Genomic DNA, 13,137 nt, shown 5'->3' with positions numbered 1-13,137 from the left:
TCGCGGTGGTCCAGTTGACTGATGCGGCGGCTGATACACCGCCATCGCCGGCAAGCCGGCTCCTACAGGGGATCGGTCAATCCTTGGGTTCGGTGAGCACTTTGCGGAAAGTTTCTACCAATGGCCGCAGGTTGATCCGGTGCCAGGCTGCCCACAGCGGGGTGGTGTAGGTCAGCCATGGCAGTTCGCGAAGGACCACGCCGGGCGGCGCGTTGCGGCTCAGGCCTTTTTGCACCATGGCCACGCCCAGCCCCGAGGCCACCAGGCCCAGGGCGGTGAACGGCTCGCTGGCTTCCATGGGGATCTGCGGGGTGAAGCCGGCGCGGATGCAGGCGGCCACGAAGTCATCGGTGGGGCTGGCGCCGGGTTTGCGTTGTACGCCGATCCACTCCTGCTCCGCCAGGTGCTCGGGCAGCAGCGTTTTTTGGTGGGCGAGGGGATGGTGCTCGGGCAAGGCCAGCAACATCGGGTCGTCCAATACTTGCAACGCGGTCAGGTCCGGGTCATCAGCAGCCGGTGGTTCGCCCACCAGTGCGATATCCAGGCTGCGTTGGCGCAGGCCTTCGAGCTGTTCGAGGGAGGGCAGGTTGTACAGCTTGATGTGCACGTTCGGGCGGTCGTCACGCAGTACCCGCAAGGCATTGGGCAGCACGCCGGCATGCATGGCGTTCTCGATATAGCCGATGCACAAGCCGCCTTCTTCACCGCGTCCCAGGCGTTTGCCGAGAGACTCCAGGCGATTGGCATGGGTGAGCAACGCCTTGGTTTCGGCCAGAAAGGTCTGGCCGTCGCGGGTCAGGCGGATGCGCTGCTGGCTGCGTTCGAACAGGGTCAGGCCCAGGCGTTCTTCGAGCTGGGCGATCTGCCGGCTCAACGGCGATTGGGAGATGTGCAAGCGCTCGGCGGCGCGGCCGACGTGTTCTTCTTCGGCGACCACTTCGAAGTAGCGCAATTGGCGTAGGTCGATCATGTTAGACCTCGTAGGACTCAAGTCGGTCGAAGTATGTCTTGGACGGTCCGATCCACGCAACCTACGATCTGCTCAACGGTCACCGCGACCACGAACCGATTGAGGATTCACCATGAGCTTGAAAGACAAACTGCCCGGCCCACTGGGCTTTGGCACCGCGCCACTGGGCAACATGTTCCGCGCCATTCCCGAAGACGAGGCCCAGGCCACCGTCGAGGCGGCCTGGAACCAGGGCGTGCGTTACTTCGACACTGCGCCGTTCTACGGCTCGGGCCTTTCCGAGATCCGCCTGGGCCAGGCCCTGGCGCAGTACAACCGCGACGACTTCGTGCTCAGCACCAAAGTGGGTCGGGTGATTCTCGATGAAGTCGAAGAAAGCGCCCGCGACCTCGGGGAAAAGAGCGGCGTGTTCGAACACGGCCGCCCCAACAAGATGCTCAACGACTACAGCGCCGACGCCACGCTGCGTTCGATTGAAGACAGCCTGACCCGCCTGAAAACGGACCGTCTGGACATCGTCTGGATCCATGACATCGCCCAGGATTTCTACGGCGACCAATGGCTGGAGTACTTCAACCAGGCCCGAACCGGCGCCTTCAAGGTGCTGACCCGCTTGCGTGAAGAGGGCGTGATCAAGGCCTGGGGCCTGGGCGTTAATCGCGTGGAACCATGCGAATTGACCCTGGACCTGAGCGAGGCGCAGCCCGACGGTTTCCTGCTGGCCGGCCGCTACACCTTGCTGGACCACGAGCGTGCTCTGCAACGCCTGATGGACGCTGCCCACGCACAGAACGTCGAGTTTGTCGTCGGCGGCCCTTACAGCTCGGGCATCCTGGCCGGTGGTGCGCACTTCGAATACCAGAAAGCCAGCCCGGCGATCATCAGCAAAGTCGAGCAGATCAAGGCGATTGCCCAGGCCTTCGGCGTCAGCGTGAAAGCCGCTGCACTGCAATTCTCCCTGGCGCATCCGGCTGTGGCTGCTGTAATTCCGGGTGCCAGTCGTCCGGGGCGGATTGCCGAAGACGTCGCGGCGTTGTCAGAAACCATTCCGGCAGCCTTCTGGCTGGCCCTGCGCGACGCCCGATTGATTTCGGACCGCGCACCTCTGCCGCTCTAACTCAAGGAATCTTGCGATGAACATTGATGTAAGTGGAAAGGTTGCCATTGTCAGCGGCAGCACCGCCGGGATCGGCCTGGGTATCAGCCAGGCCCTGGCGCAGTCCGGCGCGACCGTGGTGGTGATCGGGCGTGAAAAGAGTAAGGTCGACGAGGCCCTGGCCAGTATCCGCCAGGCGGTGCCGGGCGCCGACCTGCGTGGCCTGGTGGCCGACCTGGGCACGGCCGAGGGCGCGCAAACGTTGTTCGCCGCCGAACCCCGCGCCGACATCCTGGTCAACAACCTGGGCATCTTCAATGATGTGGACTTCTTCGAGGCGCCCGACAGTGAGTGGACGCGCTTCTATGAGGTCAATGTGATCTCCGGCGTGCGCCTGGCGCGGCACTATGTGCCGGGCATGGTTGAGCAGGGCTGGGGGCGGGTGATCTTCCTGTCGTCGGAGTCCGGCGTGGCGACCCCGGCCGACATGATCAACTACGGCGTGACCAAGAGCGCTAACCTGGCGGTGTCCCACGGCCTGGCCAAGCGCTTGGCGGGCACCGGGGTGACGGTCAATGCGGTGTTGCCGGGGCCGACGTTCACCGATGGCCTGGAGCATATGCTCAAGGACGCCACCGCCAAGTCGGGGCGCAGTGCGCGGGACGAGGCCGACGTGTTTGTGCGCCAGGCGCGCCCTACGTCGATCATCCAGCGTGCGGCCAATGTGGATGAAGTGGCGAACCTGGTGGCGTACATTGCCTCACCGCTGTCTTCGGCAACCACAGGCGCTGCATTGCGGGTCGACGGTGGTGTTGTCGACAGCATGGCGATTTGAATTCTTTTAATGGTGTGGAGTATTTATTGTGGCAACAGCCTCTTCTGTAATTGAAATTCCGGTATCGGCCGATCAGGTCTGGCAATTGGTGGGCGGCTTCAACGCGCTGCCGGACTGGCTGCCGTTCATCGTCAAGAGCGAGCCGAGTGACGGCGGCCGCGTACGCCATTTGCAAACCGCTGACGGCGGGGTGGTGGTCGAGCGTTTGCAGACGTTTGACAACGTGGCCCGCACCTACAGCTACACCATCGAGCAATCGCCGTTCCCGGTGAGCGCGTACCTGGCGACCTTGCAGGTTGAGGCGTTGACCGACTCGTCGGCGAAAGTGACCTGGTCCGGTGTGTTCACGCCGGCTGCGGGCACTACCGATGCGGCGGTGGAAGAGTTGTTTGCCGGCGTCTACAGCGGCGGCCTTGAGGCCCTGCGCGCCAACTTCTAACCCGACTCGCCAGACAACACAAATCCAATGTGGGAGCTGGCTTGCCTGCGAAAGCTGTGTATCAGTCACCGGAATTATTGACTGATCCACCGCTATCGCAGGCAAGTGTGTGGCGCTTGTGTTATTCGGGCATGAGTTGTTGGCGGCACTCGAGGATCAGGCGGGCGCCGCCTTGCTCGCTGGTGCCTACCTCCAACTTGAACCCATGCAAGTTGATGATCGCCGCCACAATCGACAAGCCCAACCCGAACCCGCCTTGCTGGTCGCTTTCATCCACGCGATAGAAGCGCTGGAACACCGCGTCGCGTTCCGCCACCGGTATGCCGGGGCCGGAGTCGTGCACTTCAATGCGCGTGCTGCCCGCATCATTGACCCCGCGCAAAATCACCTCACCGCCCGGTGGGGAGAACTTGATCGAGTTGCTCAGCAGGTTGGCCAGGGCTTCGAACAACAGGGCGCGGTCGCCGGTGATCCACGGCAGGGATTCCGGGGTTTCGAGCCGCAGTTGCAATTCACCTTCCTCGGCCAGCGGCAGGTAGAAGTCGTGCAGTTCGCGCAACAGCGGCAGCGGGTCCATGACCAGGAAACCTGAGCGGCGCTGGTGGTCTTCCAGCTCCGAGATGCGCAACAGCCCGCGAAAGCGCGCCATCAGGGTGTCGGTTTCGGCAATGGCGTCATCGAGTTTGACCGCGTAGCCCGAGTCTTCTTCAGCTTCCTGCTTGATGCGGTACAACTGCGCCCGCAGGCGTGTCAGCGGCGTGCGCAGGTCGTGGGCGATGTTGTCGCACACGCCCTTGACCTCGTTCATCAGCTTCTCGATGCGGTCGAGCATGGCGTTGACGATGGCTGCGAGCATGTCCAGCTCATCACGCCGGTTCGACAGCGGCAGGCGGTGAGTGAGGTCGCCGGCCACGATGGCTTCGGCGCTCGCCTGGATCCCGCGGATACGCCGCAGCGGGCGACGCCGCAACAGATGCCAGCCGGCCGCACCGGGGATGATGGTCAGGGACAGTGCCCACAACAGCGCATGCCAGATGATCCGGGTCACGCCGAACAGCGAACCGTTGGCGCGCACCAGCACCAGCCAGCGGCCGTCTTCGGTGTGGGTGGCCACGGCGTCGCAGCTGTCCTTGGGCAGTTTCGGGTCGTCGGAGTCGACGCAGTTGGCCAGGGCGTGGATCTTGCCGTCCAGCGGCAGGTCCGGCGGCACGGCGCGAATCGGCCCGCTCAAGGGGCGGAACTGTTCATCGAACAGGCCATAGGCGTCCACGCCCTTCATGTCGAAGGTCATGCTGGTGGTCAGCGCTTCGACCAGCTCTTCGCCGTCGAAACGCTGGAACAGGTGCTGGCGCTGCATCAGGGAATGGCGCGACAGGTCGCCCAGGTAACCCGACACTTCGTAGTACAGCACCCCCATGAGGATGCAGCTCCACGCCACGAACAACGAACTGTAGAGCGCCAGCAAGCGGCTGCTGGAAGAACGCCAGCCCTTAGAGGGGTTCAGCAATGACATAGCCGGAGCCTCGTACCGTGCGGATCAGCGGCGTGAGGCCCGGTGGATCGATTTTCTTGCGCAGGCGACCGATGTGCACGTCGATCAGGTTGGTGCCCGGGTCGAAGTGGTAGCCCCAGACTTCCTCGAAAATCATCATCCGCGACAGGATCTGGCCGGTGTTGCGCATCAGGAATTCGAGCAACTTGTACTCGGTGGGCAGCAGGCTCAGGGGTTGCTCGGCGCGGCTGGCTTCGCGGCTGATCAGGTTCAGTTCCAGGTCGGCCACGCGCAGGGCGGTCTCGAACTCCTTCACGGTGCTTTTGCGGCGCAGCAGCACTTCGACGCGGGCGGCCATTTCGTCGGAGGCGAACGGCTTGGTCAGGTAGTCGTCGCCCCCGGCGCGCAGGCCACGGACTCGCTCGTCGACATCGGAGAGGGCGCTGATCATCAAGATCGGCGTCGACACGCCGATGGTGCGCAGGGTGGTCACGATGGCCAGGCCATCGAGTTCCGGCAGCATCCGGTCGAGGGTGATCAGATCGTAATCACCACTGACGGCACGGACCAGGCCTTCGCGGCCGTTGTCCACCCAATCCACATCCAGTCCATGGCTACTCAGCTCGGCGACGATCTCGCGGGCTGTTACGGCGTCATCCTCGATTGTCAAAATACGGGTCATAGGATTACCTGGTGAGCGGTTCACACGACAGAAGTGGGGCCATTTTGCCAAGAAATGCCTGAACGCTTCCTAAATTAAACTTCATCTTGGCAAAACCGACACATTTTCATGTTGCAACACTTTCTACTGTGGGAGCTGGCTTGCCTGCGATAGCGGTCTATCAGGCACCGCACGGGGCCGCAGGTAGGCCGCCATCGCCGGCAAGCCGGCTCCTACACGTTTGGCGGGAGTGCATAACGCCCGCTGTGATCGATCAGTTCTTGCAAGTTGCACGGTCCTAGGAAGTTCAAGTTATTTAACGCATTGAAAAACAAGGCATTTTATTTTTGCGACGACTGGCATGATGCCTGCACTGTCCCTTTTGAGACTTGTAACACCATTTTTCTGCCTGGAGTACAACAACAATGATCACATCCTCATCCACGCTGCAAGAGTCGAGCACGCTCTCCGGGGTTTCCTGGGGGGCGATCTTTGCCGGGGCCGCTGCGGCGGCGGCATTGTCCCTAATCCTCGTTTTGCTGGGCTTTGGCCTGGGTTTCTCGGCAGTGTCGCCGTGGGCCGACAGCGGTATCAGCGCCAAGGGGCTTGGCATTTCCACGATTGTCTGGCTGGCCTTCACCCAGATTGTCGCATCGGGCCTGGGCGGCTACATCGCCGGCCGCTTACGCGTGAAGTGGGCCAATATGCACGGCGATGAGGTGTACTTTCGCGACACCGCCCACGGTTTCCTGGCCTGGGCCGTGGCTACCCTGGTGACCGCGATGCTGGTGGTCGGCTCCGTCAGCAGTGTGGTCGGTGGCGGCGTCAAAGCCGGTGCGAGTGTGGCTTCGGGCGCAGCCCAAGCCGTCGGCAGCGCCGCCCAAGGCGTGAAAGGCGATGACTTTGGCTACTACGTCGACAGCCTGTTCCGTGACGACCGCCCGGTTGCCGTCAGCGATGACGCGGCCCACGGCGTGGTAGCGCGCATCTTCACCCGTACGCTCGCCAACGACGGCCAACTGGCCCCAGAGGATCGCGCCTACCTGGCCCAGTTGATCAGCCAGCGCACCAACCTCAGCCAGGCCGACGCCGAAGCACGTATCGACAAAGTCTATGGCGATGCCCGCAAAGCCGTGGAAGACGCCAAGCTCAAAGCCAAGCAGGCTGCTGATACCGCTGCGAAAGTCGCCGCCTATACCTCGCTGTGGACCTTCATTTCCCTGCTGATCGGTGCGTTCTTTGCCAGCTTCGCTGCTACCTACGGCGGTCGCCGCCGTGATGCAGTGGTGTATGTCGAAACCGAACACTTCGTACGTTAATTCAAGGAGAACATCATGCGCTCATTACTGCTGTGGTTCCTCGGTGTGCCTATCCCGGTCATCATCCTGATCGCGATCTTCATGCACTAATCCCGAGCCTGGCTCGGTCCCCTGTGGGAGCGGGCTTGCTCGCGAATGCGGTGTGTCAGCGACTGATGAGTTGGCTGACACGGCGCTTTCGCGAACAAGCCCGCTCCCACATTTGTTAATGGCGGCTTAACATGCGCTTGGCTAGACTCGCGCCCCATGAGCCGCCTTCTCCGTATCATCCTCGTCATGCTGCTGAGCCTCACGCTTCCCCTCACCGGGATGGCGGGTGTGCCGTCGAGTACCGAGCCTTGTCCGATGAAGATGAGCGACATGCGCCTGATGAGTGACATGTCCCCCGACTGCTGCCAGAGCGGCTTCGACCATGGCAAAGCGTGCAAACCCGGGCAGGAATGCAAGACCGGCGGCCTGTTGCAATTGTCGATGCCGGTGCTCAAGGCGCCGCTGACCCTGGCCCATCCCCTGGCAGCAAACTTCGCTTCGGACTTCATCCCCGACCGCACGCCGTCCGGCGTCTGGCGCCCACCCCGTTCCTGATTCCTGTAGCACCTCAAGCCTCATTCCGCTCTCGGGATGACCTTGCTGTAGGCCGCATAACGCGGCGCGCAGTGCAACAGATCAGGAATCTTCACCATGAATGCCCTCTACCTGCGCGCCCTGATGATGGGCGTGCTGGCGTGGCCGGCGTTGGCGAGCGCGCTGACCCTGGATGACGCCCTGCGCCTGGCGCAAAACAACGCGCCGTCGTTGACGGCCGAGTCGGCCAAGCTGCACGCGGCGACCCAGGCAGCGATTCCGGCCGGCGAGTTACCCGACCCGAAATTAGTGGTCGGCCTGCAAAACTTCCCCATCGGCGGGCCCAATCGCGGCACGTTGTATGGCGATGACATGACCCAACAGATGATCGGTATCCAGCAGCAAGTGCCCAGCCGCGACAAGCGCAAGGCACGGGTGGAACTGGCCGATGCCACCGTCGAACGCACGGCCGCCGAAGGGCGTATCGAACGCCTGAACGTGCGCCTGGCCACCGCCCAGGCGTGGATTCGCGCCTATGCGGTGGAGCAAAAGCAAGCGCTGTTCCCGGTGTTCTACCAGCAGAATCGCCTGCTGCAAGACAGCGTGCGCGCCCAGCTGGCGGGTGGGCGTGGCCAGGCGTCTGACGCGGTGATCCCCCGGCAGGAAGCCGCCGACCTGAACGGGCGCGAAGACGAACTGACCGAGCAACGTGCCCAGGCCCGTGCAGCCCTCAAGCGCTGGATCGGCCCGGCCGCCAATCAAGCCCCCAGCGGCCTGTTGCCCAACTGGACGCTCGACAGCCACGGCCTGAGCCACAACCTGCACCAACACCCCGAGCTGCAAGCCTATGCGCCGCGTACCCGCGAGGCCGAAGCGCGGTTGCAGGAGGCCAAGGCGCAAAAGACCTCGGATTGGAGTTGGGAGGTTGACTACGGCCATCGCAGCCGTGAGTTCGGTGACATGGTCAACGTGCAGTTCACCTTTGACCTGCCGATTTTTCCCGGCCGCCGTCAGAACCCCGGCATCGCCGCCAAGCAGGCAGAGCTGGACCAGCTGGACGCCGAGCGTGAAGCCGCCACTCGCGAGCATGTGCAGATGCTCGACGACGACCTGGCGCAGTACCAGCGCCTGGACCGGGCGGTGCAACGCAGCCAGGACAGCCTGGTGCCGCTCGCCGAGGAAAAGGTGCGCTTGAGCCTGGCCGGTTATCGGGCGGGAAAGGCTGACCTGATGAGCGTGGTCAGCGCCCGTCGCGAACTGGTCGAAGCCCGTTTCAAACAGATTGATGCCTTGGAACAACGCGCCCTGGTCGGCGCCCAGCTGTATTTTGCCTATGGGGAACCTGCCAATGAATAATCGAATCGTGGCTGCGCTAGTGCTGCTGGGGCTGGGCGCAGGTTATGGGCTGGCACAGCTGCATCCCACCGTTTCGGCACCGGCTAAAGACGACAAAAAAGCGCTGTATTGGTACGACCCGATGTACCCGCAACAGCAATTCGACAAGCCTGGCAAGTCGCCCTTCATGGACATGCAGCTGGTGCCGCGCTACGCCGACGGTGGCGCAGCGGCCGCAACGCCTGCGGTGCAGATCGACCCGCGCCAGGCCCAGAACATCGGGGTGCGCCTGGCGCCGGTAACCCGGGGCGTACTGACCACGACGCTGGACGTGTCGGGCACCCTGGCGTTCAACGACCGTGACGTGGCCGTGGTGCAGGCGCGGGCGGCGGGGTTTGTCGAGCGGGTCTACGCCCGGGCACCGGGGGACGTGCTCAAGGCCGGGGCGCCGTTGGTGGACATCTTGGTACCCGAATGGGCAGCGGCCCAGGAAGAGTTCCTGGCACTGCGCCGCAGTGGTGAGGCCAGCCTGATCGGCGCCGCCCGCCAGCGCCTGCGCCTGAGTGGCATGCCCGCAACGTTGATCGCACAGATGGAGCGCAGCGGCCAGGTGCAGTCGGTGTTGACCGTCACCAGCCCGTTGAATGGCGCGCTGCAGACCCTGGAGGTGCGCGAGGGCATGACGGTCGCGGCGGGGCAGACACTGGCGCGGTTCAATGGCCTGGATCAGGTGTGGTTACAGGTCGCCGTGCCCGAAGCCCAGGGCGCTGCCTTGTACGTGGGGCAAAGCGTGCAGAGCCGCTTTGTCGGTTTGCCGGGCAAAACGCTCACCGGCACGGTCAGTGCGATCCTGCCGGCCACGGCCCTGGACAGCCGCACCGTGCAGGTGCGTGTGGAGATGCCCAACCCCGACAGCACCTTGCGCCCCGGCATGACGGCCCAGGTCAGCCTGGCGCAAGGCAGCGCGCAACCGGTGCTGCAGGTGCCCAGCGAAGCCTTGATCCGCACCGGCAAGCGGGTGCTGGTGATGTTGGCCGAGGAGGGCGGTCATTACCGGCCCGTCGAGGTGCACGTGGGGGCTGAAAGCCAGGACCAGACCGCAGTCGTCAGCGGCTTGCAGGAAGGCCAGCAGGTGGTCGCGTCCGGGCAGTTCCTGCTCGATTCCGAGGCCAGTCTCAAGGGCATCACCGCGACCCCTGCCGAAGCCGCGATGAACATGCAGCCGGGAGCCCAGCCATGATTGCCTTGTTGATTCGTTGGTCGGTGGCCAACCGCTTCCTGGTGTTGCTCGCTACGCTGTTCATCACGGCGTGGGGCGTCTGGTCGGTGCAGAACACGCCGGTGGACGCCTTGCCGGACCTCTCGGATGTGCAGGTGATTATCCGCACGCCGTACCCGGGCCAGGCGCCGCAGATTGTCGAGAACCAGGTCACGTACCCCATGACCACCACCATGCTCTCGGTGCCGGGGGCCAAGACCGTGCGTGGTTTTTCGTTCTTCGGCGACAGCTACGTGTACGTGTTGTTTGATGAAGGCACCGACCTGTACTGGGCGCGCTCGCGGGTGCTGGAATACCTCAGCCAATTGCAGGCGCGCCTGCCGGCGTCGGCCAAACCCTCGCTGGGGCCTGACGCCACGGGAGTGGGCTGGATCTACCAGTACGCCTTGGTGGACCGCACCGGCCAACATGATTTGGCGCAATTGCGCGCCTTGCAGGACTGGTTCCTCAAGTTCGAGCTCAAGACCCTGCCCAACGTGGCGGAAGTGGCGACCATCGGCGGCCAGGTCAAGCAGTACCAGGTGCAACTCGACCCGTTGGCGCTGGCCAGTCGCGGGATCACCCAGGCGCAGGTCAAGGAGGCCATCGACAAGGCCAATCAGGAAACCGGTGGTTCGGTGCTCAACCTCGGCGAATCCGAATACGTGGTGCGGGCTTCCGGCTACCTGAAAAGCCTGGCTGACTTTCGCGCCATTCCGTTACGCCTGGACGCGAACAACGTGCCGGTCACCCTCGGCGATGTGGCGAACATCCAGTTGGGCCCGGACCTGCGCCGGGGCATCAGTGAGCTGGACGGTGAGGGCGAAGCGGTGGGCGGCGTGGTGATCCTGCGCAGCGGCAAGAATGCGCGGGAAGCCATCGCGGCGGTCAAGGTCAAGCTCGACCAGCTCAAAGCCAGCCTGCCGCCCGGCGTGGAGATCGTCACCACCTACGATCGCAGCAAGCTCATCGACCGCGCCGTGGACAACCTCAGCCACAAGCTGCTGGAAGAGTTCCTGGTGGTGGCGCTGGTGTGCGGGATTTTCCTGTGGCACCTGCGTTCGTCCCTGGTGGCGATTATCTCGCTGCCGGTGGGGGTGCTGATCGCCTTTATCGTCATGCGCTTCCAAGGCATCAACGCCAACCTGATGTCCCTGGGCGGCATCGCGATTGCCATCGGCGCGATGGTGGACGCGGCGGTGGTGATGATCGAGAACGCCCACAAGAAAATCGAAGCCTGGCACCACGCCAATCCCGGGCGGGAGCTGAAAGGTGAAGCGCACTGGAAGGTGATGACGGAAGCGGCGGTGGAGGTTGGCCCGGCGCTGTTTTTCTGCCTGCTGATCATCACCTTGTCGTTCATTCCGGTGTTTACCTTGCAGGCCCAGGAAGGCCGCCTGTTCGGTCCGCTGGCCTACACCAAGACCTACGCCATGGCGGCGGCTGCCGGCTTGTCGGTGACCTTGATCCCGGTACTGATGGGCTACTGGATTCGCGGGCGCATTCCCGATGAACAGCGCAACCCGCTGAATCGGGGCCTGATCAAGCTCTATCAACCGGCCCTGGACGCCGTGCTGCGTTGGCCGCGCATGACCTTGCTGGTGGCGTTGCTGATGGTCGCCAGTGCGCTGTGGCCCGTCTCGAAACTGGGCGGTGAATTCCTGCCGCCGCTGGATGAGGGCGACTTGTTGTACATGCCGTCGGCGTTGCCGGGCTTGTCCACGCAAACGGCGGGCGAGTTGCTGCAACGCACCGACCGGCTGATCAAGACCGTGCCCGAGGTCGCCCATGTGTTTGGCAAGGCCGGGCGCGCCGAAACCGCCACCGACCCGGCGCCGCTGGAGATGTTCGAGACCACTATCGAGTTCAAGCCCAGGGACCAATGGCGCCCCGGCATGACCCCGGACAAACTGGTGAAGGAGCTGGACCGTGTGGTGCAGGTGCCGGGCCTGACCAACATCTGGATCCCGCCGATCCGCAACCGCATCGACATGCTCGCCACCGGGGTCAAAAGCCCGATTGGCGTGAAGGTTGCGGGCAGCAACCTGATGCAGATCGACGCCGTGACCCAGGCCGTGGAGAAGGTCGCCAAAGGCGTGCCGGGCGTGAGTTCGGCGCTGGCTGAGCGCTTGACCGGCGGGCGTTACATCGACGTGGACATCGACCGTGCCGCTGCCGCGCAATATGGGCTGAACATCACTGATGTGCAGTCGATTGTGTCGGGGGCGGTGGGCGGCGAGACCATCGGCGAGACCGTGGAAGGCCTGGCACGCTTCCCGATCAGTCTGCGTTACCCCAAGGAATGGCGCGACTCGGTGCAGGCGCTGCGAGACCTGCCGGTGTACACGCCCAAGGGCAGCCAGATTACCTTGGGCACGGTGGCCAGGATCCAGGTCAACGATGGCCCGCCGATGCTCAAGAGTGAAAACGCGCGGCCTTCGGGCTGGGTGTATATCGACGTGCGTGATCGTGACTTGGCGTCGGTGGTGAAAGACCTACGCACGGCTATCAACGCGCAGGTGCACCTGCAACCGGGCATGAGCCTCAGTTATTCGGGGCAGTTCGAGTTCCTGGAGCGCGCCAATCAGCGTCTGAAATTGGTGGTACCGGCCACATTGCTGATCATCTTTGTGCTGCTGTACCTGACCTTTCGCCGGGTGGAGGAGGCGTTGTTGATTCTGGCGACGCTGCCGTTTGCCCTCACGGGCGGGGTGTGGTTGCTCTACTGGCTGGGCTTCAACCTGTCGGTGGCCACGGGTGTGGGGTTTATCGCGTTGGCGGGGGTGTCGGCGGAGTTTGGCGTGATCATGCTGCTGTACCTGAAAAACGCCTGGGCCGAGCGCAAGGACGGCAACCTGCTGGCCGCTATCAGCGAAGGCGCGGTGCTGCGGGTGCGGCCCAAGGCGATGACCGTGGCGGTGATCATCGCCGGGCTGTTGCCGATTCTGCTGGGGGGCGGCACGGGCAGTGAAGTGATGAGCCGCATTGCTGCGCCAATGATTGGCGGGATGCTCACGGCGCCGTTGCTGTCGCTGTTCGTTGTCCCGGCGGCGTACTACCTGATGCGTAAAGCCAAACACTAACCAAAAAATGTGGGAGCTGGGGTGGGGGGGGGGGGGGGGGGGGGGGGGGGGGGGGGGGGGGGGGGGGGGGGGGGGGGGGGGGGGG

11 protein-coding genes are annotated in these 13,137 nt (G+C 63.8%); 8 read left to right on the top strand and 3 right to left on the bottom strand.

Annotated elements, in window-relative coordinates:
* Positions 1-76 precede the first annotated feature (76 nt).
* Positions 77-970 (bottom strand): LysR substrate-binding domain-containing protein, encoded by an 894-nt coding sequence (locus AC07SU_RS30315; RefSeq protein WP_494999191.1) that lies wholly within the window; start codon positions 968-970, stop codon positions 77-79.
* A 112-nt stretch (positions 971-1,082) separates the two neighbouring features.
* On the opposite strand from AC07SU_RS30315, the gene AC07SU_RS30310 reads away from it, so the two are divergent.
* Genes AC07SU_RS30310 through AC07SU_RS30300 form a run of 3 tightly spaced genes read left to right on the top strand, consistent with a single transcriptional unit; the run spans position 1,083 to position 3,340 of the window.
* Positions 1,083-2,087: an aldo/keto reductase gene (locus AC07SU_RS30310; protein ID WP_494999190.1), complete on the top strand. Its 1,005-nt coding sequence runs from the start codon at positions 1,083-1,085 to the stop codon at positions 2,085-2,087.
* 16 nt (positions 2,088-2,103) lie between these two features.
* Positions 2,104-2,901, top strand: coding sequence for an SDR family NAD(P)-dependent oxidoreductase (locus AC07SU_RS30305; RefSeq protein WP_494999189.1), 798 nt, complete (start codon positions 2,104-2,106; stop codon positions 2,899-2,901).
* A gap of 28 nt (positions 2,902-2,929) precedes the next feature.
* Complete coding sequence (locus AC07SU_RS30300) at positions 2,930-3,340, top strand: SRPBCC family protein (protein ID WP_494999188.1); 411 nt, start codon at positions 2,930-2,932, stop codon at positions 3,338-3,340.
* Between the two features lie 121 nt (positions 3,341-3,461).
* On the opposite strand, the gene AC07SU_RS30295 is transcribed toward AC07SU_RS30300, so the two are convergent.
* Positions 3,462-4,853 (bottom strand): sensor histidine kinase, encoded by a 1,392-nt coding sequence (locus AC07SU_RS30295; protein WP_494999187.1) that lies wholly within the window; start codon positions 4,851-4,853, stop codon positions 3,462-3,464.
* A complete protein-coding gene (locus AC07SU_RS30290) occupies positions 4,831-5,514 on the bottom strand; it encodes a response regulator transcription factor (RefSeq protein WP_003219726.1) in 684 nt (227 codons plus the stop codon). Before AC07SU_RS30290 ends, AC07SU_RS30295 begins: the two co-directional genes overlap by 23 nt.
* Before the next feature lie 404 nt (positions 5,515-5,918).
* Between AC07SU_RS30290 and AC07SU_RS30285 the strand changes: the two genes are divergently transcribed.
* The 5 genes from AC07SU_RS30285 to AC07SU_RS30265 all read left to right on the top strand — a co-directional run bounded on the left by AC07SU_RS30285 (position 5,919) and on the right by AC07SU_RS30265 (position 13,052).
* Positions 5,919-6,812: a hypothetical protein gene (locus AC07SU_RS30285; protein ID WP_494999186.1), complete on the top strand. Its 894-nt coding sequence runs from the start codon at positions 5,919-5,921 to the stop codon at positions 6,810-6,812.
* A 246-nt stretch (positions 6,813-7,058) separates the two neighbouring features.
* Positions 7,059-7,397, top strand: a complete 339-nt coding sequence (locus AC07SU_RS30280; protein WP_494999185.1) for a hypothetical protein — start codon at positions 7,059-7,061, stop codon at positions 7,395-7,397.
* Positions 7,398-7,493: 96 nt separating this feature from the next.
* Positions 7,494-8,732 carry a TolC family protein gene (locus AC07SU_RS30275; RefSeq protein WP_494999184.1) on the top strand — a complete coding sequence of 413 codons (1,239 nt, stop codon included), beginning with the start codon at positions 7,494-7,496 and terminating at the stop codon, positions 8,730-8,732.
* Complete coding sequence (locus AC07SU_RS30270) at positions 8,725-9,951, top strand: efflux RND transporter periplasmic adaptor subunit (protein ID WP_494999183.1); 1,227 nt, start codon at positions 8,725-8,727, stop codon at positions 9,949-9,951. Before AC07SU_RS30275 ends, AC07SU_RS30270 begins: the two co-directional genes overlap by 8 nt.
* Positions 9,948-13,052, top strand: coding sequence for an efflux RND transporter permease subunit (locus tag AC07SU_RS30265; RefSeq protein WP_494999182.1), 3,105 nt, complete (start codon positions 9,948-9,950; stop codon positions 13,050-13,052). Before AC07SU_RS30270 ends, AC07SU_RS30265 begins: the two co-directional genes overlap by 4 nt.
* Positions 13,053-13,137: the final 85 nt, after the last annotated feature.

It is taken from the genome of Pseudomonas sp. GW821-FHT05H12, assembly GCF_059419385.1.
Note: the sequence above shows the minus strand (reverse complement) of the source record. Positions and strands in the feature narration are given on the sequence as shown.

What these genes read in the sequence shown, in the direction of transcription:
- AC07SU_RS30315 (WP_494999191.1), bottom strand. Translation starts at nt 970, where the DNA reads ATGATCGACCTACGCCAATTGCGCTACTTCGAAGTGGTCGCCGAAGAA.
- AC07SU_RS30310 (WP_494999190.1), top strand. Translation starts at nt 1,083, where the DNA reads ATGAGCTTGAAAGACAAACTGCCCGGCCCACTGGGCTTTGGCACCGCG.
- AC07SU_RS30305 (WP_494999189.1), top strand. Translation starts at nt 2,104, where the DNA reads ATGAACATTGATGTAAGTGGAAAGGTTGCCATTGTCAGCGGCAGCACC.
- AC07SU_RS30295 (WP_494999187.1), bottom strand. Translation starts at nt 4,853, where the DNA reads ATGTCATTGCTGAACCCCTCTAAGGGCTGGCGTTCTTCCAGCAGCCGC.
- AC07SU_RS30290 (WP_003219726.1), bottom strand. Translation starts at nt 5,514, where the DNA reads ATGACCCGTATTTTGACAATCGAGGATGACGCCGTAACAGCCCGCGAG.
- AC07SU_RS30285 (WP_494999186.1), top strand. Translation starts at nt 5,919, where the DNA reads ATGATCACATCCTCATCCACGCTGCAAGAGTCGAGCACGCTCTCCGGG.
- AC07SU_RS30280 (WP_494999185.1), top strand. Translation starts at nt 7,059, where the DNA reads ATGAGCCGCCTTCTCCGTATCATCCTCGTCATGCTGCTGAGCCTCACG.
- AC07SU_RS30275 (WP_494999184.1), top strand. Translation starts at nt 7,494, where the DNA reads ATGAATGCCCTCTACCTGCGCGCCCTGATGATGGGCGTGCTGGCGTGG.
- AC07SU_RS30270 (WP_494999183.1), top strand. Translation starts at nt 8,725, where the DNA reads ATGAATAATCGAATCGTGGCTGCGCTAGTGCTGCTGGGGCTGGGCGCA.
- AC07SU_RS30265 (WP_494999182.1), top strand. Translation starts at nt 9,948, where the DNA reads ATGATTGCCTTGTTGATTCGTTGGTCGGTGGCCAACCGCTTCCTGGTG.